The following is a 20149-nucleotide window of genomic DNA, read 5'->3' as shown; positions in this document are numbered from 1 at the left end:
AACCGTTAGATTCTAGATGAAATTAGACTTTATTAAAAGTCAGGCCAGCTCAATACAGGAAGGATAGTTACTGTGTTAAAACAGTAGAGGATTATCTATATGAATGCATAAAAGAAGATGAACTAAATCAAATTAGCTCTGATCAAACTCTTGAGCATAAATAAATAGACTTTCAATTGTTAGCATAAGAATTAGTATGCTCTTGCTTCCTACTGTTAGAATAGGGAGTGATGAGGATCAAAAAGGATTAGTACAAGCACGACTTTCGGATAATTACATATCAGCTAGAGACTTCATCAATGATAAGAAAAGTGGGGAATAGAACATGAGTAACTTAAACACAATATTATTTAGTGCTGCAGATAATTTACGCAGCAAAATGGACGCATCAGAATACAAAAACTATTTATTAGGTCTAATTTTTTATAAGTATCTTTCGGATCGACTACTGGTAAAAGTGGTGGAACTCTCAGAGGAATCATTAGAAGAATACTACACAGCAGACAAGCAAACAGAATTATATAAGACATTATTAGCTGATGAAGATATCAAGAGTGATTTGATTGAAACCTTGGTCGACACTTTGGGCTATGACATTGAGCCTGCGTACCTTTTCAATGTTTTGACAAACCAAGCGAAACAAAACACATTTCAGTTAAACGACCTTAATAAAGCCTTCATTGACTTGTCGACAAAATACGACCAGTTCAATGGCTTATTCGATGATGTGGATTTAACTTCTAAAAAACTGGGATCCGATGCACAGCAACGAAACATCACGATTACAGAAGTCATCAAGAAATTGAATCCTATTAACCTATTAGGACACGGCGGAGATGTCATTGGGGATGCGTACGAATACTTGATTAGCCAATTCGCCTCAGAAGCTGGCAAGAAAGCCGGGGAATTCTACACGCCTCATGAAGTATCGGTCATGATGGCGCGGATTGCTGCGATGGGACAAGAAGATAAACAGTTATTCAGCGTATACGATCCAACGATGGGATCCGGTTCCTTAATGTTGAATGTCCGGAACTACATCCATCATCCAGAGAATGTGAAATACCACGGACAGGAACTCAACACGACAACTTTTAACCTGGCCAAAATGAACTTGATTTTGCATGGGGTCGATAAAGAAGATATGCGCTTAAGCAATGGCGACACATTGAACAAGGACTGGCCCACAGATGAACCGTATACGTTTGATTCGGTGTTAATGAACCCGCCTTATTCAGCGAAATGGTCTGCAGACGATACGTTCTTAGACGATTCACGCTTTAACCGGTTTGGAAAATTGGCACCGAAGTCGAAAGCAGATTTTGCGTTTCTCTTGCACGGGCTTTACCACTTGAAAGACTCGGGAACGATGGCAATTGTGTTACCACATGGTGTACTGTTCCGGGGTGCTGCAGAAGGAATTATTCGAAAGAAATTGTTGGAAGATGGCAGTATTGATGCTGTTATCGGCATGCCTGGGAATTTGTTCTTTGGTACATCGATTCCGACGACCGTAATCATCTTGAAGAAAAATAGAGAAACACGAGACGTACTGTTTATCGATGGAAGCAATGACTTCATCAAAGGAAAGAACCAGAATAAGTTGTCGATAGAGAATATCGATAAGGTTGTAGAAACATATCGAAACCGAGAAAGCATTGAAAAGTACTCTCATGTAGCGAGTTTTGAAGAAATTAAAGAAAATGATTTCAATTTAAATATCCCTAGATATGTAGACACTTTTGAAGAAGAAGAAGTTACTGACATGGCTACAATCGGTGCGAGCATTCATGATATTCGAAAACAAAAAGAAAAACTTGAATCTGATCTTTACGAGATGATTTCTTCTCTACAATATGACGAAGAAAATACTACGTGGATTAAGGGTGCATTAGAGGTGTTTAAACGTGAAAAGTAGAACTCCTAAAATTCGATTTAATGAGTTTAAACAAAATTGGAAAGAAGTTGAGATAGGAGAGCTTCTAATAGAACATAATAAAATTGTAAAAGGATCAGATTATCCTATTGCTACTTCTTCAAGAAAAGGGTTATTTCTTCAAAATGATTATTTTAAAGGTGAGCGCAGTGGTATTAATACGTCTCTAGACTTTCATCTTGTTCCAGAAAACTATATTACTTATCGTCATATGTCAGACGATTCAACATTTCATTTCAATAAAAATATTATGAAGAGTCCTATTTTAGTTAGTAAAGAATATCCGGTCTTCACAACTAACGAAAAAGCGAATGATGAATTTATTATAAGAAATTTAAATTATTCTAAAGGCTTCTCTAGATTTTCTCATATGCAAAAGAAAGGAGGAACTAGAGTCCGCCTTTACTATAATGTGCTTCAAAAATACAAACTTTTTATTCCCACTATTGAAGAACAAAATAAAATTGGTGAGTTCTTTACCCAATTAGAGGAGACAATCGCTCTTCATCATCAAGAACTCAACACGCTCAAACAAACTAAGCAAGGCTTCTTGCAAAAAATGTTCCCAAAAGATGGAGATGCTGTGCCAGAACTTCGTTTTCCTGGGTTTAATGAAGGATGGCAGTTGCACAAGTTAAATGAAGTAGTGGAGATTATTGGTGGAGGCACGCCAAAATCAGGGACGAGCGAATATTGGAATGGCGATATTGATTGGTATTCACCTACAGAAATCGGGAAAGAAATATATGCATTCGGTAGCCAACGAAAAATAACTGAACTTGGATTAAAAAAGAGTTCTGCTAAATTACTACCTGCTAATAAAACAATTTTGTTTACTTCACGTGCGGGAATTGGTGATATGGCTATATTGAAAAAAGATGCAGCCACTAACCAAGGTTTTCAATCTTTGGTAATCAATAATGATTACGATGTTTATTTTGTATATTCTTTAGGTTCTAAGATAAAGGAGTACGCTTTGAAAAATGCGGCAGGATCAACTTTTCAAGAGATTTCAGGAAGGGTTTTAGGAGAGATGAATCTATTTCTACCTAATCTCGAAGAACAAATTCAAATCGGTAAATTCTTTAAACAATTAGACGAATTAATTGCGCTCCAACAACAAGAACTCGACGCCCTAAAAAAAACTAAAAAAGCCTTCCTGCAAAAAATGTTCGTCTAACCGAACCAAAAGGAGGAAACCCATGACCACGATACGACATACCGATGAAGTCGAAGTTGAGCGTCGTTTGATTCAAGTCCTCGGCGAAGGACATAATCAGTGGAATTATCGTCCGGACCTCAAATCCGAAGAAGATTTGTGGCAGAATTTACGGTCGAAGATTACGCGAAATAACTTGGCGGAACTTGGTGAACACCCACTGTCCGATCAAGAATTCGAGACCATCAAAACCGAACTGTTGTCGAAAACGAAAACGCCTTTTGATGCGGCGCGCTGGCTCAAAGGAGAGAATGGCATTGCGCGCATTACCTTGGAGCGTGAAGATAGTTCCCTACCATCTCTGTCATTGGTCTTGTATTCCAATCAAGACATCGGGGGAGGCATCTCTACGTACGAGGTCGTTCATCAAATCGCGAAACAAAAAGTGGACGACGATGGACGTGATCGCCGATTCGACGTCACGTTGTTAATTAACGGCTTGCCGATTGTGCAAATCGAATTGAAACAAGCCACCTCCAAAGACGGTGTGTACCAAGCGTACAATCAAATTAAAAAATACGCAGAAGAAGGCATGTTCCGAAACAACATCTTTGCCACGCTTCAGTTGTTTGTCATTTCAAATGAACAAACTACGCGTTATTTTGCGAATGCGTTGCCAAAAGATATGCACAAGAAATTTCTCTTTAGCTGGCGCACGAAAGATAATCGAAAAGTAGACAATCTCTATGAATTCGTCAAACAAGTCTTAAATATTCCCGATGCGCATCGGTTGATTGCGAATTACACGATTGTCAGTGAAGACCAAGACAACAAAGCGCTCATGGTCCTGCACTCGTATCAGATCCACGCAATCGAAGCATTGTTCGCCTCAGCAGTGAAACATCAATCCGGCTATGTATGGCATGCTACCGGCTCAGGGAAAACGTTAACGAGCTTTGTCTCGACCAAGCTTCTTGCCCGTAAGCCCGGCATCGACCGCACCGTGATGCTGATTGACCGGAAAGACTTGGATAGTCAAACGACCTCGGAATTCACCAAATTTGCTTCTGAATTCAATACGGGCATTTCGTCCGGTACAGCCAAATCGAACAGCTTAATCGTCGGGACAGGAAGTTCCAAAGAGTTGAGCGATACCTTACTATCGAGTGCCAATTCGAATACCGTGATCATCACCACACGGCAAAAGCTAGAAAATGCGTTGCGGTATGCCGAGAAACAAGAAGCCGACAAAGGATCCCAGCGTTTTAACAAGCTGATGAGTCAACACATCGTCTTTGTGGTGGATGAGTGCCACCGAGCGTTAAGTGCTGAAGGCATGGAAGGCATCAAGCAATTCTTCCCCAATTCCACATGGTTCGGCTTTACCGGTACACCGATTTTTGAAGAAAACAAAAAGCAAGCCAAGGGTCGCTTGGCGCGCACGACGCATGACCAATATGGTGAAGTACTACATACGTACACCATTAAAAATGCCCTTGATGATGGTGCGGTCCTCGGCTTTCAAGTGGAACATGAAGACACAATCGAACCGACGTCCCTTAGTAATTACATTTACAGTCAGCTGGGGCCACAAGAAAAATTCTCAGAGCTCAGCGATAACGAACTGAATGATTACATTGACGAGATGGATGGGCTCGAAAAGGAAGCGTATCTGGAAGCCACTTTCTATGAAAAAGACGAACACATTGAAAAAGTACTGCACAAAATTTTCCGTCCGGATAATGCCTATACAAAATTCGACTTTCAAAATGGGCGTCCTCAGAAATCAGCGATCCTCACAACTAGTTCGATTGAGATGGCCAAGCGCTATTACCAAGCCATTAAGAAGATGACTGCCGATCCAAATTGGATGACGAAGGAGTTTCAAGGGCATCCGATTCGAACAGGACGAACGATTGAAGATCCTGATTTTCCGCGGATTGCGATTACCTATTCGTTGCAAGAAAATGAAGAGGATTCGAAGGAAAATCAAGATGAAATGAAGGACATTATTCAGGAGTACAACGACTACTACAACACCTCATGGTCGATTGAAGACATCAATCGCTACAATGGGGATATCAACAACCGGTTAGCACGGAAACGGGCAGAATTTAAACAGGTCGGGAAGCAAGTGGATCTGGTCATCGTCGTGGATCGACTGTTAACGGGCTTTGATGCACCGACGGTTCAAACCTTGTTTGTGGACCGCAACTTGAGTTACGCGAATCTAATTCAAGCCTTTTCTCGAACTAATAGAACCTACCCTGGAAAGACCAAAGGATTGATTGTGACGTTCCGAAAACCTGTGACGATGGAAGAGAATGTGCGAGCTGCCACGAAGTTATATTCCGAAGCCCAAGAAGAAAATCAATTGGTTTACCCAACGTATGACGAGTCGAAAAAGCGCTTCAAAAAAGCACACAAATTACTAATTGCGAAAGTGCCAGATCCGTCGAAAATCGACGAACATTCACCGATTGAAGAGCGTATCCAGTTTATCGGAGCTTTCCAAGAGTTGAGTAACGCCTACGAAGCCCTGGTGACCTACGATGATTACAACGACGATATGGAGAAATCCGCTGCATTACGCGAGCAAGTTGAAACACTAGAAGCTTATGTCGGAACGTACAATACGGTGAAAGGTTCGTTAATGAAGGACATAGAACCGGGAGACGGCGATGAACCCGATCCAGACTTCTCCGAGATTGAGTTTTATGGGGAGAATGCGAGCACAACATACGACATCGATTCGGCTTATATCAACTTGTTGCTGGAAACATACGCCGCGAATAACCAAGACGTCCGTGAAGAGATTGAAGCAGCCTTACAAAAACTCAACAAATCAACTGTGGTGAAAGAAGTATACCGTGGGATTTTGAATGCGATCGATACGGGTGAAGTGGATGAAAATGAAGATGTGTTTGTGGTGAAACGACGCTTCTTCACGCAATCGTTTGACCGAGCAATTCAGGAATTTGCGGACACGTGGTTTGTCTCAGAAAGCGAGCTGCATTTATCGGCCATTCAATACGTAGTCGGGACGCAGCCCATTCCCAATATTCGCGGAATCCTAGAGAGTAAACAGTTTGCTGAATACAAAAAGGTTAACCCAGGGGTCAGCCCCTTAAAATATGGTCCAGAAATGAAGCGTCAGTGGACCAAGGTGCTTGATGAGGTCGTTGTGTCCTTAGGTGACGAGTTACGATAAAATCATTTGAGTTTAGTAAATTTCGCGGAAGCAATATTGTAAATAATAATAAACCTCAAAAATCTTGTGAGTACAAGGATTTTGAGGTTTATTATATATATATGTTAACTCAACATTCTTATTTGATGACACCCTTTATATAGTATAGATTTTCAATTAGTTACTTTTTAAATCAAACGACATTCACTGGGAGATTTAATGAAGAATGATATAAATAAGAATTTAAAACACATGCCATACTCAGAGTCTATAACAAGGAGTTTTTATTATAGTATCATTGTTTTAAGAGACTGAAAGAACAGAAAACATTAAATTAAGTTAATATTAGAAGTAAAAGGAAGGTGGGGTTATGAAATTGGAAACTTCTATAGATAATAATCCAGAAAAAAATATTGAAATAAAGCAAGAGCTCATACAAAGAAAACTTCAAAAAAGTGGATTGAATGCAAATCAAAAACATATTTTAAAAAATAAAATAGCCGGAGATAAATGTGAAGAACCGTACGAAAAAGTTAAAGAAGTATACGAAACTTTACTAAGCACACCTCCTAAAGAAGACGGAGGAAGAAATGCGTTATTTGGATTCTATTATCAGTTTCTCGTAGCAATTGATTATATTATTGAATTGGCTGAAGGTAAATGGAGTTTTATGGCTTTTGAAATTCATGACGATATCGTACTGTGTAAGGAAGATGAAGATCAAGATCAATCGTGTGTACGTTTCGTGCAAGTCAAAACTAGTCAAAATCCGGTTCAATTATATACAAGTGAATTGTGCGCTAGAACAAACAAAGAATTCGTCTTTGAAAACGGTAAAAAAGGTCTCCTAAAAATTAATGATAGTTGGTTAGACAAGTTATTCTTAAATGCCAAAATTTTTGAAAATTCCCCGAAAATAGTACAACAATTTCAACTCATTACTAACTTCGCATTTCATGTACATATGCCGAAAAAATCTGAAACTAAAAATATAAACCATTATAGGGAGAATAAACTATTTTCAGATATTGAAATAAAAGATGACGACCCCTTTTTAAAGCACCTTTCCCTTCCTGTTTTCAATAATGAGGGTAAAGAATTTGATTATGAGAGTCATGTAAATATGTCTGTTAAAGAATTACTAGGTAGAACGCAAATTTTAGAACAGAGAGATCATCTAAGTAGCTATAGAGACGTTATTCGCACAAGGTTGGGGGATTTGTTAAGTAAAAAGCTTAAGACAGAAGCTGGAGCAACTATAGTAGACGACGATATTAATTGGCTTATTGGTGAAATGATTGCTAATTGTTCTGAAAGAGATGATAAATTAGTATTGTTTATTGACCAAGAAAGGGCAATGAGTTTGGAGAAAAAATTGCTGAAAAAGGCAATAACATACTCAGAAGAGTTTAGCGAAGTTGCTGGTAATAAAAAGTATATTGATAATGCATTCGATAAAATTCTGCACGAAGTTTTAAATTCTAAGCCAGAGCACTCTGAAAACTTCGAACAGATTGCTCTATCTGTAAAACAAAAATTTTATAATTATATTGAAGAAGGAGGAACTGTGCTTCAACTTATAAGTAGATTTTATGAAGGGCGCGAGGAGTCAATAGACTTTCATGTTAAAATGCACAAATCTCTTAAAGAAGAATCTGTTTATGCATTAACTGTGATTTTATTATTATTGAGCGTCATAAACGAAGAAGTTTATTTTTCTTCAAAACATAAAGATATTTTGGCAAAGAAAGTTGTTGATTCTTTAGGAGGACACTATTTAACGTTACTGAAAATTAAAGATGACTATTACTATGAAGATGTTGTAAAAAAACTAAATGGGATAATCACCAGACTTCATGGCAGTTCACATGCTGATTTATTATTAATGGGAGTAAATACAGCTAATAAAGTTATAATACACGGCTTACATTATAGATTCGATGACGTAAATTTTACGAATAGTCACATGGAAACTATTTCTTTAGAAAAACCAATAATTCCAGAAATAGGTAGATCTGAAGAATCTATGAATGAAGTTAATTACAAATTTCTTCTAATCCCTTGGTATGTGGTTGATTCTAAGTCTTCAAAACTCAGACAAGATAATGACGACTTTTTAATTTTTAAAGATAGACTGATTGAACTTTGGAAAGAATTAAATAAGGAAGGTGAATAATAATTGCTAGCATATAATTTGGTTAAGGATAGACTTTATTCTTGTAAATATTTACATAAAGAATTTGAATGGACTGCAGCTCTGGGAGTAGTAGCTTTTAGTAAAGAACATATTAATGTATTTGTTAAGCCGTACAATAGTGATGTTGAAGCAAAAGATATAATTACTGACACCATGAGAGTTAGAGAAAAGCTAGCGGAGAGTCAGGGAATAAATATTTGGAATTCTTATATGTTAATTTGTCCAGAGGAATCAATAGAAAAAAATGTTGATTTAATATTAACCGTAGAAAAGGATACAACAGCCTTAAGAAAATATGTTATTTATAGTGAAACAGATATTAATAGGATTCCATTTTTAGATGATACAATTTCAGAAAACGTAAAACCCAAAAAAATATTAGAAGATGAATATCAAGGTTCCGAGAACGTTAAAGAATTAGTAATCTTAGTGCAAGAGCTAACTCTTCAATTTGGCGGTAAAGTCTCCTATAAAAAGTTAAGAGAGACATTAGGAAAGAAAATTTTGAAGGAGGCTAGATATCATGAGGATTAAGAAGGTTGAAATCTATAATTTTCGTAACTTTTGTGGAAAGTATAGTTTTAATTTAGACAAAAATATCACTATATTATATGGAGAAAATGGATATGGAAAAAGCACCTTTTTTGATGCAATAGAATGGTGTATCACAAATGAGATTGAGCGTTTTAAAACACAAGATGGAGAAGTTGGGTTCAGCAATAATGATTGTATAAATAATAAAGCTAAAGAAGATTTAGAGCCTGAGTGTTATGTTTCACTTTATTATGATAATTATCAGCTTCTTAGAAAATATACGGCGAATAGCAAATACACAAGTGTAAGTCTTTATAACTGCGAAAGCGAAAATCGAGTTTTGATAACCCAAGGACAAAAAAATGTGGAAAAAGAACTATCTAAGTATAAAGAAGAAAAAAGTAACGGCGCGAAATTAATCAAACAATCTTATGTCTTATCACAGGATCAAATCACTAACTTTATTCGTAGTAACCCAAGAGATCGATTTGATTCTCTAGCAAGTATTATGGGAATTAACAAGGTAACTAACTTTATAGATAATTTAAAAACAACCAATTCAATTATTCAAAGTACACATGAAAGCTTAGGGCTAGAGCTTGATAATAATAGAAAGTTAATTGAGAGTCATATAGCGGATAGAGAAGAATCTATTCAGCTTGAAAATAGAATAAGTGAAATAGTTGAAAGTCTTGAAAAATCTGAATCAGAAAGTATTAAAAAAGACATTAACTTGACTATGATCGATGCAGAAGTAAATAACACAAATCTAGCAATAGTAAAGAACAAAAAAATATTGAGTGTATTTAAGGATATTCCTTTAGAGTTCAATGAGTATAATGATTTAAAAGCTAAGCAATTAATTTTGGACGATAAATATGATTCTAAGATAAATGTAGTTGCAAAAGCAGAAGAAAGTAAGCTATCCGCTGAAAAAGAGATTAAAGGGATAGAGTCAACTTTTAAAAAAATTAGTGAAGAGAAAAAATTACTCACTAAAGTTGAAAAAGAAAGAAGCGAAATTGATAAAGTTCGTGCTGACATCAATAAAAAAGAACTAGGTAAATTAGATAATGAAGAACTTCGACAAAAATTAAAAAACTCTAGAAAAAAATTAGAAGTAGCAAATTTTACGTTACTCTACATAGATGATTATCATAAATTTGAAAAAGAATATAAAGAGACACCCGATATGAATAAAGAAATTCAAAAAGAAGTAAATATTTTAGAAAGAAAAATTAGAAGTAGAGAAAAGTTAATTTTATCATTGAAAAAATGGCTTACTAAAAACAATGCTAGTTCCTCTTTACAGGGACTGATTCAGTATTTACAGGGAATCTCCAATTATGTAAAAAGCAACGATGTACATGGAACATGTCCCGTATGTTCTAGTTATGTTGGAGACAGTTTAGATAAAGAAATACAGAACAACATTACTCTTCAGACATCTAGAGTTACTAATCTAGAACTTCGTGTAGTTAGAGCCTATGAATTGCAAGAGAAAATAGAAAATGAGCTGTCAGCATTTAGACGAGATCTGCAAAAAAATGTTTTAGAGTTAAAAAAACTAACACGAGTATTTGAAAATGCTCTCAATACTTTAGACAGTATTTCAAAAAATATACAATTTGATCTTAAATTATTTAATAAAAGTAAAAATGAAATTGTTAAAATTCAAAACGGTTTGATAGAAGAAGTTCAGAGTATAGAGGCGATTATTGGTGAAAAATCGAAACTTGCTTCTTTAGAGAACGATTTTAAAACATTATTAGAAAATCTAAATTTGAAAAAGAGTGAAGGGGAAGTTGAAGTTGAACTGGAGTTCAAGAAAAATTCATTATATCGTAAAATTCGGAGAATTGATAAATTGATTGAAAAAATCAATCAAGACATAATATTAATAAAGAAAGATCGTGATATCGTTTCTTTGCACATCTCAAGCATTAATAGATTGGAAGGATTTTCACACAATAATAAAGAATTTGCAATTATAAATAGGCAGTTAAAGAATGAACTTAGTAATTTGGAAAACAAATTCCTATTATTAAGTCAGATAAAAGAATTGAGTATTAAAAAAAATGAAAAGAGAGGAGGCCTACAGAGACTTCTTAGCTATGAAGAAACAGAAAAAGAACTTATTATGGATATCAAAACATGGAAAGAAAAAGGCGAGGAGTTAGATACTTATATCAAAGGACTTACTGCAAAGGTTGGAATACAGGCGTTAGATTTTCTAAACGATCCACATTCAAAAATACAACAATATTACAGGTACTTAAACCCAATGCCAACGACCAATGGAAACATTCATTTTTTAACTGAAAATTCAGATGATTCAAAAAGAGGTTTAACAATCACCATTCCTTATAAAAAAAATAATGGTAACCAAGAGTTCATGAATGCAAGATATACTTTAAGTTCTGCTCAATTAAATACTTTAGCTATTGCAATATTTTTGGTTGCCAATGATTCTCAAGATGTAGGAATCTTAGACTTTGTTGCAATAGACGATCCTATACAAAATATGGATGATGTTAATCAGTATACTATGTGTGATATTTTAGGCGATATAAATAAGCAATTGCTATTCTCAACCCATAGTCTGGATTTTTTGAAATTGTTTATCAAAAAGAATGACTATAAAAAATCAGATATTAGAGTCTACTTTTTAGAAGCCCCTAACTTAATTGAGGGAAGAGTAAAAGAAGTAACATTTTAAACTCTTTTAGTATTTAAAAATTCACGACTAAGAAAATAAATTTTAAGAGTTACACTTCAATTTCAAACTAAAAGCCTCTAACTCTCGTTAGAGTGTTTATGGCATTCTAAAAATGTAGTCTTTGGCAGTTAATTTATGTAGCCTCACTGGAGGCTATTTGAACAAAAAAAGTCACTTGTCAACAGCATCCCATACATTTAAACTCTCTGTGATTGGGCTAACAATTACAGGGAGGTATAAGGAGTGTTAACAGTGACTGACGTAAATTATATCAGACAAGAAGTAAATCTGAAAAGGCGCACATATTCGGAAGTGGCGAATCAGATGGGACTAGATTTCCGAACGATTAAGAAATATGCAGATAAAGAAGACTGGAACGAACCAAAGCAAATACAGCGTCGCAAAGCTAGAGTGATGGGGGCTGCGAAACCGATTATCGATCAGTGGCTGTTGGACGACTCAAAGAAAAAGAAGAAATTCCAACGCACTGCCAAGCGAATGTTTGATCAACTGGTCAAGGAACATAATTTTCAAGGATCGTACCGTGCGGTACGTGATTATGTAAGCCGGCGTAAAAAAGAGCTAGGGGAAGCTGCCGAATCGGCGTTGCCGTTGGAGGCTAAGCCAGGAACAGCACAAGTGGACTTTGGGGAAGCGCCCTTCATACATAATGGCGAGGTCATCGATCTTCCCTATCTCGTTCTTTCATTTCCCTATAGCAATACCTTTTATTTTCAAGTGTTCCGATCCCAGAATCGAGAGTGTTTCCTGGAAGGGCTGAAAAGAATCTTTCATTACATAGGCGGTGTCCCGAAGGCCATCCGTTTTGATAATTTGACGCCAGCGGTAAAGAAAATCTTGCCTCATGGTGAAAGAGTCTTAACGGATGAATTTCAGCGCTTTGTCTTCCATTATGGATTCACCCCAGAATTCTGTAATCCAGCGAGTGGCAATGAAAAGGGACATGTAGAAGCTATGGTCAAGTACGTGCGGAACAATTTCTTATTGCCAGAATTGCCATTTAGCGATTTGGAAAGCCTGAATCGTACGTTTTGGCAATTAGCCGAAGAAGATCGCGACCGAAAGCATTACGTGAAGGAAGAACAGCTTTCGGCACTTTATCTGAAAGACCAAGAAGCGCTGTTCCAACTGCCGGAAAAAGTCTTTGAATGTGTGCGGTATGAGTCAGGAAAGCCCGATAAGTACGGCTACCTAAAAGTGGATAATCGCCTTTATTCCACTTCCCCGCGCTTTGCGAAAGGCAAGGTGTTGGCCAAGATTTCCTACAACCGCATCGACATCATGACGCCGGAGAAAGAATTAATCATTAGCCATGTACGCATTTACGGAGACCAGAAAAAATCAATGGAATGGCAGCCTTACTTAAACTTAATGGCCAAACGGCCAATGGCAATCAAGTATACCGACTTCTATGAACAGCTCCCGCAAAATTGGCAACAATACTTGGAAGCTTGTACAGTCCCTGAAAAGCAACAAGCCTTGCGGCTTCTATCGGTGTTGTTAAAAGAGCATGATTTCTCCATTGCGACAGAAGCACTTTCCCTCGCATCTGAATATGGCCATCCTTCGGTTGACTCAATTAAGCAGGTCTTTTATCAACTGATCAATGGGCGAGGCGTGCGGAAAGAAATTGAGATTCGTAAAGGTTCAGTTCCTGTCATGCCGGCAATTGTAAGAGGCGCAAGTAATTACGATCAGCTCTTTGACAAAGGAGGTGCTTCTTAATGGGACCACTGATTGAGGAATATGCGAAGAGATTAAAGTTGAGCTGGATTCGCCAGCATTACCATGAGGTAGAAGCTACTTCGAATGAAGAGTTCTTACTCAAGCTGATGGAACAAGAAATTCAGCAGCGAGAGGAACGAAAAACGAATCTCCTACTTAGTCAATCACAGCTTCCAGAAGTCCCATCGGTACCTTTCATATGGGATGAAATTGATTATACCCAGGGACTAACGAGAAACTATTTTTTAGAGGGAGAATTCCTATCGAAGAAAGAAAATCTGATATTTTACGGAGGCGTGGGCACTGGGAAGACCTTTCTTTCTACAGTGATTGGACTGAATGCCATTCAGTCATCCGCTAAAAATATCAAGTTCTTTACGGTAGCAAACTTGGTCAATCGGCTCCTAGATGCCCACGAAAAAGGGACAATTGGTCGATTCCATAAGCAGCTTGAAAAACTGGATTTACTGATCTTAGACGAACTGGGCTTCATCCCTTTGCATAAACAAGGAGCCGAACTTCTCTTCCAAGTTATCAGTCTGTGTTATGAAAGAAATAGCCTGATTATCACTACAAACCTACGGTTTGGGGAGTGGAACCATGTTTTCGGTGACCCCATTCTTACTGAAGCTGTGATTGATCGATTGATTCACCATTCCCATCTGGTCGTATTTAAAGGACCGAGTCATCGGATGAAAGAGTCTTTACTGCAAAATTGAACAAGTAGAAAAAGGTGCATTGGCAAGCGACATTTTTAACTGCCATTCACTGCATTTTTTACTTGCCAAAAACAGTTAGAGGCTTTTTACATGCATGCTTTCCTTCTTACTAACAAGATAAAAGCCAGTGTTTGTTCGATATAAATTATACTTTTAAAACAATCCTTCTATTATAAAGTGTTAGCTGTTTCTTCTTCGAGCGCTTTTACCAATTTGTAAAAACTAGTTTTTTTAACTCCAGCCTCTTCCATGGCTTCGACTGCTGTTAGCTCTCTAGCTTTCCATTTTCTATAAACCGCTTTAAATTCATCTGAAACATAAACTGCTGGCCTGCCAAACTGAATTCCATTTCGTAAGGCTAATTCGATTCCTTCACGCTGACGTTTCCGGATACGTTCCCGTTCCTCTTCTGCCATCCACGATAGGATCTGCAAAACCAGATCCGCAATGAATGTCCCCATGCTGTCTTTATATTGCGTCGTATCGAGTAACGGCATATCTAATACGACGATATCGGCTTCAATGTTTTTCGTGAGATCATTCCATTCCTGGAGGATTTCTTCTTTATTCCGGCCGAACCGATCCAGGGAGTGGATATACAAAATGTCGCCCTTCCGAATAACTCGTTTTAATAATTGATAGTTCGCTCGTTCGAAGTTCTTTCCACTTTGTTTGTCTAAATAGATATCTCGTCCATTGATGCCCATTTTTTTCATGGCTTCCAATTGACGTCCTTCATTTTGATCTTTGCTGCTGACACGTATGTAGCCAAATTTGCGATGTTCCATAATTCACCTCATAAATCGTTTCTTTACTTAAATTATACCCCATAAACGTTCGTAAAAGTATATGTAATTGCGCGAACGTTCGTAAAGTCATTTGATACATTTACGAACGTACTTTTGAGCGATTTTCGGCTATTTTAAAACCGTTCGTAAAAGTGTACTTTTACGAACGCTTAAATCTATCCAGTTTTTTAGTATTTTTAATTTTCACTATAGATTATGAATATCTTTGAAAAAAAATTCCTCTACTGTTAAAGTTAAAAGCAAGGAGATAGAAAAGGGGGTAAAGATTCAAATGTGGAAAAACTTGTAATGATTTGCTAAATGGATAGTAAAGATTAACTCTCAAATAGAGGGTTTGTTTTGCTGTCTACAATCATTCAAGGTCTCCATTATTTGGTTTTGAAATCTTTGAAAGACAGAACAGTTTTATCTCCGTCTTTCAAAGGGATAACTTTATCTCCTAAAAACCCTTTTTGTGTGGCCTTCATTAGGAGGAAATTAGAATGAACCAGTTAGAAGGAAAGATAGCTATTGTAACGGGTGCGAGTCGTTTAAAAGGAATTGGTGCTGCTATTTGCCGTGAATTAGTGAAAAATGGTTGTCATATCTTTTTTACGTATTGGACAGAATACGATAAAAGTATGCCTTGGAGTATGGAATCAACCGAGCCAGCTAGACTAAAAGAAGAATTAGCGGAAGCAGGGGTAAAGGTGTCTTGTATGGAATTAGATTTGACTCGGTTTGATACTTTGAAGCAATTTATAGATAAAGTATCAGAGGATGTTGGGGCGCCTGATTTCTTGATTAATAATGCGACATATTCAACAAACAATGACTACTCGAATTTGACTGCTGAAGAATTGGATCGCCATTATAAAGTGAATATTGGAGCGACTACCTTACTCAGTAGCGAGTTTGCAAAGCGCTTTAAGAAAAAAGTGGGGGGAAGAATCGTCAATCTTACTTCCGGTCAGTTTCAGGGACCTATGCCAGGAGAATTAGCATATGCAACTACAAAAGGCGCAGTCGATGCCTTAACAATAACCTTGGCGGCTGAAGTTGCTCCGTTGGGAATCACTGTAAATGCTGTGAATCCGGGACCAACCGATACAGGATGGATAACAGAAGAATTAAAGAGATACTTGGAGCCGATGTTCCCATTCGGTCGATTAGGAGATCCAAGTGACGTTGCAAAAACGATAAAGTTTTTAGTTAGTGACGATGCTTCTTGGATTACAGGTCAAATTATAAATTCAGAAGGTGGATTTAAAAGATAACGGCAAACACCAAGACTCTACGAGAGAATCTTGGTGTTTTTTAATTCCGACCTCTGAACACTATATAAAGGTAGTAGTCCACATATGAAAGATGAAGTATTAAAGCATGTGTAGTTTACATATCATGAATTTGTCGGAAGGAAAGGAGCTTAATAGCTTCTTTCCTATTTTTATGTTTGTATAAATGTACTTTTACGAACGCTTTTCTGTTTATAAACCTATAATTCTTTCTGTTAAATAACTCTTTCATATATCGACTCATTGTCTCTATTAGTGCAGTACGACTAATGAAATTGTAGTTATTGTTTTGCAACTGGCACCATAATATCTAAAATATTTTTTGCCTTGTAATGTTCTATAAGCGGAAGATTCCAATTTATAGATCCTTCATATTGACCAATCAATAACGTATAAGCTGGACCAATTTTTTCATATAGTTCTGGTGGCTCAAATTTGAGTCGTAATCGCATATAAGTTCCTTCCTCAAATTCGAATTGATTCAATCCAAAAGTTTCTCCATTATCGCTTTCACGAACAAGGGAACAAACTCGGTATAAGTTACTTTTGCCGTAATCTAGCCCATACATTTTTCTGCCGGTTAAAGAGGGGAAACGTGCTTCAAATTCTGGCCAAGTTTTCTTTTGGCTTTCTATATCATTCGAAACTTCTGTATAAAGAAACTGCATTTTTTCTACAACAACCTTTTGTATAGTTCCCAATTCGGTTTCAATGATTTTATCCACTAATATCATACTCCTTTATATTGAAGACATAACGTTCTAAATTGTTGATCTAGTTTAGCAATATCCATAAGTGTAGTTGCTAAGTGAGTATAATCCTCTTCCATGCTATCCAAGTGCGCTTGTCCGAACAAAATAGACAGTTGTTTTTTAATTTCAGCTCTAGTTAAGTCAAAGCCTTTAAGAAACTCACTCAAGTATAAGTTTCTGGCAGAAGCTAGCCGAAAACTAAAATACTGATGTATTTCTTGTTGCTGTTGATTTAATCCATTTGTTTTAACAGAGTTTGCGTAGTACTCTATTACTTTTGTGGATCCTTGCTCATAACGCTTTTTCATAATGATAGATACATCGTGAAATATTTCTTGTGGAGTTGGTTCTTTAATACGTTTTAAGTTCCCCCACATTGAAAATGAGCCTCTTTTATAATGAATAGCTTCTGCTTTCCAAGCTTTTACAAACTCTCCAAATCTCATTTTCATACATGGATATCCTGCAGGATCATGTAAATAGACAAAATCTTTTTCTAGTTTTGTAACCAAAACAAAATGATCTACCCCGCTTAGATTTAGAGAGTTCGGATTGTAACTTAAGTGTCCCATATCCAATGGACCTACAACAACTGAACCATTGTTCAAAAGTTGTTCTAGCTTCTTCCTAGTATGGACAATGGCATTTTCATCAAAATTCGGTAAGTAGAATTCTTCGTAATTAAATCCCAAAATGCTTAAACAGTTACTAATTGATAAATCCGGCAATCCATTATCAAAGAAGACTAATGGATGTTTTGAATTTTTATCTACAAAACTTGCTCCATTTCCCATCACCATTATTGCTTCTAGATATTCAGGTTGATAATGATACCCCTGTGATTTCAATACCATCGCAACTGAATTAGTGTAGCATAACGGTACATCCCCAATAAATAAATCCATTAGAACACCTCCACATTTCATTTTAGTCTCCTTTATCAGTTCTTTCCCGTCATTTTCTGTACAAGAAATGAAGGTAAATACAAGTATTTCAATAATGATATGATGCTTATAAAAGGAAGTGTGCAGAGTGGATGATTTAGTAGAGATATTAAAGCGTATCGAAGAAAATATCGAACAAGAGGTAGATTACACTCAACTCTGTAAGGGGCTCAATATCAGTGGCAGTTCTTTACAACGGATTTTTCCGGTTTTATTTAACGTTACACTATCTGAATACATTCGAAAACGCCGCTTAACGAAGGCCGCTTTTGAATTAAAACAGACACAACATAGCATTCTCGATATTGCATTAAGATACGGTTATGAGTCGCCAGACGCTTTTGCGATTGCTTTTAAGAAACAACATGGAGCTACACCGTCAAATGTCCGCAAAGGTGCTCCCATGAACCTTTTTAATGCTTTAAAATTAAATTTATCTATCGAAGGAGGAAACGACCTCCCAATAGAAATAAAAACACTTCCGGCTTTTTATGTCGCTGGTATTTCCATAGACACAAAAGTAAACAGTCCAGATATCTCAATACTTTGGAAGCAGCTATCCGAGTCTGAATTAGTGGACGATTTAATAAGTTTTAGCAGTGGTAAAAGCTTTGGAGTTTGCTATGACATGCAAGACAATGGACAGGTTAAGTATATGGCAGGCTGGGAAGTTGAAAATCCAGATAAAGTTAAACAGCTTCCTGTTGAAGTCGTTCTGATAGAATCCTCTACATTTGCCATTATCCCATGTATCGGAAAAATTCCAGAATCAATACATAATGCTTGGAATTATATGTGGAAGCAATTCTTTCCAGAAAGCGGATATACTTATTCAGGAAAATTTGATTTAGAATTCTATCCTCACAAAGTTGTTGATTCTAAAGAGTATCAAATGCAGATATGGGTTCCTTTAGAGAAGAATAACTAAGATAGTGAGGGATTCTTTATAAACGGTTCACCAAACGTGCAATAGTTACCCGAAGGGAAGAAGTTAAACAACTTCTTCTCTTTCTTCACGTTTGGATAAGTGTACTTTTACGAACGGTTTATTTCCTAAAAAACCTTATCCTAATTATGTTAATGTTTAAGTGTGAGTATCTGATTTATTTGAGAAGTGCTAATTTTTATATGTTCGAAGAAATATCGCGATAAGTAGGAGTTTAGTAAATGATGCATACTTATGCCTTTGAAGACATAGAGGGATATGAAAAGCACCAGGATATTACTCAGCGTTTAGCGAACTTTTAAACGAGTACCCATTACCCTTAGAAGAGTATGTCTTAGTAGATAAACCAAAACGCGTGATTTGGACTTCAGCAGAAGTAGCAACATCTATTTTTTTTGATCTGACAATTCCTTCATTTACTAATATAGGCATGATTTACATAACATCGGATGTAATAACTTTCCAAGAATCACATACTTACAATAGTAGGTCACAAATTTATTCATCACTCAGCTTTATTTTTAGACAAATATGGAGATGAACGAGCAAACGGAATATGGTTTGAGGAGGGAGTGTGTGAGTACTTACCGAAGAAACTCCTTTTAACTGAGGATGAGTTCGAGACAATATCAGCAATCGAAAAAGAATTACTAAACTTGTTTACTGAAGCATATGGGGGTCACTACCAATGGAAAATTTTGTTTATATTATCCCTAATTCAACTAATGTTTTACAGGAGATACCTATTGTTGATGAACAGAATGTGACTCTCTTCTTATTAAAAAATTATAATTACCAATTTCCTAATAAGCTCTTGCTTTCAAGACTATTACTAAATTATTTCTATACCTATCAAATATCTACTGAAAAAGGTAGACCTTTATATAGTATTCATTATTCATTTCTAAAAAACTGTTGGAGGATCACAGATTATATTATGAGCTCTACAGCACTAATTCATCACTTTAGTCCCTTGTGGGAAGCTGGAACTTATTCTTTCAAATTAAATGATAGTACCTATCTTTTTCAAAAAGATAGTATAGGAACTTATCATTTGCATTGTGATGGTAAGAAGATAGCCATGATTTCTCTTACCCTATTGTATAGAAGTACTGAAATTCACAATATTTGTGTCTCCTATGAAACAAAGGAGGCAGCTTCTCTTTCAGTAGTACTCTTCCATACTTTCTGTCTTAAAAATAGTAGATGAAAATTCTTTTGGGT

At 36.5% G+C, this 20149-nt stretch carries 14 protein-coding genes; 11 read left to right on the top strand and 3 right to left on the bottom strand.

What is annotated here, in order from left to right:
• Nucleotides 1-325 precede the first annotated feature (325 nt).
• The 8 genes from G3255_RS18970 to istB all read left to right on the top strand — a co-directional run bounded on the left by G3255_RS18970 (nucleotide 326) and on the right by istB (nucleotide 14200).
• Nucleotides 326-1918, top strand: a complete 1593-nt coding sequence (locus G3255_RS18970) for a type I restriction-modification system subunit M (RefSeq protein ID WP_211656162.1) — start codon at nucleotides 326-328, stop codon at nucleotides 1916-1918.
• The gene (locus tag G3255_RS20340) at nucleotides 1908-3116 is read left to right on the top strand and encodes a restriction endonuclease subunit S (protein WP_211656161.1); all 1209 of its coding nucleotides are present in this window, start codon (nucleotides 1908-1910) and stop codon (nucleotides 3114-3116) included. Before G3255_RS18970 ends, G3255_RS20340 begins: the two co-directional genes overlap by 11 nt.
• Nucleotides 3117-3138: 22 nt before the next feature.
• On the top strand, nucleotides 3139-6306 hold the full coding sequence (locus tag G3255_RS18960; protein WP_211656160.1) for a type I restriction endonuclease subunit R: 3168 nt from the start codon (nucleotides 3139-3141) through the stop codon (nucleotides 6304-6306).
• Nucleotides 6307-6655: 349 nt separating this feature from the next.
• A complete protein-coding gene (locus tag G3255_RS18955; RefSeq protein WP_211656159.1) occupies nucleotides 6656-8461 on the top strand; it encodes a dsDNA nuclease domain-containing protein in 1806 nt (601 codons plus the stop codon).
• A 3-nt stretch (nucleotides 8462-8464) separates the two neighbouring features.
• Nucleotides 8465-9016: an ABC-three component system middle component 1 gene (locus G3255_RS18950; protein ID WP_211656158.1), complete on the top strand. Its 552-nt coding sequence runs from the start codon at nucleotides 8465-8467 to the stop codon at nucleotides 9014-9016.
• Nucleotides 9006-11735, top strand: a complete 2730-nt coding sequence (locus tag G3255_RS18945) for an AAA family ATPase (protein WP_211656157.1) — start codon at nucleotides 9006-9008, stop codon at nucleotides 11733-11735. The genes G3255_RS18950 and G3255_RS18945 overlap by 11 nt, the downstream gene beginning before the upstream one ends.
• A gap of 243 nt (nucleotides 11736-11978) precedes the next feature.
• On the top strand, nucleotides 11979-13481 hold the full coding sequence (gene istA / locus G3255_RS18940; protein ID WP_182091930.1) for an IS21 family transposase: 1503 nt from the start codon (nucleotides 11979-11981) through the stop codon (nucleotides 13479-13481).
• Nucleotides 13481-14200 (top strand): IS21-like element helper ATPase IstB, encoded by a 720-nt coding sequence (gene istB, locus G3255_RS18935; RefSeq protein ID WP_211656156.1) that lies wholly within the window; start codon nucleotides 13481-13483, stop codon nucleotides 14198-14200. Before istA ends, istB begins: the two co-directional genes overlap by 1 nt.
• 170 nt (nucleotides 14201-14370) lie before the next feature.
• Here the strand turns inward: istB and G3255_RS18930 are convergent, their stop codons facing one another.
• Nucleotides 14371-14988 (bottom strand): recombinase family protein, encoded by a 618-nt coding sequence (locus tag G3255_RS18930; protein WP_211656155.1) that lies wholly within the window; start codon nucleotides 14986-14988, stop codon nucleotides 14371-14373.
• A gap of 503 nt (nucleotides 14989-15491) precedes the next feature.
• Here G3255_RS18930 and G3255_RS18925 point away from each other — a divergent pair.
• Entirely contained in the window at nucleotides 15492-16265 is a 774-nt protein-coding gene (locus tag G3255_RS18925) for an SDR family oxidoreductase (RefSeq protein WP_211656154.1), read from the top strand.
• A gap of 299 nt (nucleotides 16266-16564) precedes the next feature.
• On the opposite strand, the gene G3255_RS18920 is transcribed toward G3255_RS18925, so the two are convergent.
• Both G3255_RS18920 and G3255_RS18915 read right to left on the bottom strand, forming a co-directional pair.
• A complete protein-coding gene (locus G3255_RS18920) occupies nucleotides 16565-17008 on the bottom strand; it encodes a hypothetical protein (protein ID WP_211656153.1) in 444 nt (147 codons plus the stop codon).
• Between the two features lie 5 nt (nucleotides 17009-17013).
• Entirely contained in the window at nucleotides 17014-17940 is a 927-nt protein-coding gene (locus tag G3255_RS18915) for a YobF C-terminal domain-containing protein (protein ID WP_211656152.1), read from the bottom strand.
• A gap of 127 nt (nucleotides 17941-18067) precedes the next feature.
• On the opposite strand from G3255_RS18915, the gene G3255_RS20335 reads away from it, so the two are divergent.
• Both G3255_RS20335 and G3255_RS18905 read left to right on the top strand, forming a co-directional pair.
• Nucleotides 18068-18907, top strand: coding sequence for an AraC family transcriptional regulator (locus G3255_RS20335; protein ID WP_211656151.1), 840 nt, complete (start codon nucleotides 18068-18070; stop codon nucleotides 18905-18907).
• A 706-nt stretch (nucleotides 18908-19613) separates the two neighbouring features.
• Nucleotides 19614-20135 carry a tubby C-terminal domain-like protein gene (locus G3255_RS18905; protein WP_211656150.1) on the top strand — a complete coding sequence of 174 codons (522 nt, stop codon included), beginning with the start codon at nucleotides 19614-19616 and terminating at the stop codon, nucleotides 20133-20135.
• The last annotated feature ends 14 nt before the right edge of the window (nucleotides 20136-20149 follow it).

Source organism: Planococcus sp. MSAK28401, from assembly GCF_018283455.1.
Classification (GTDB): Bacteria; Bacillota; Bacilli; order Bacillales_A; family Planococcaceae; genus Planococcus; species Planococcus alpniumensis.
Note: the sequence above shows the minus strand (reverse complement) of the source record. Positions and strands in the feature narration are given on the sequence as shown.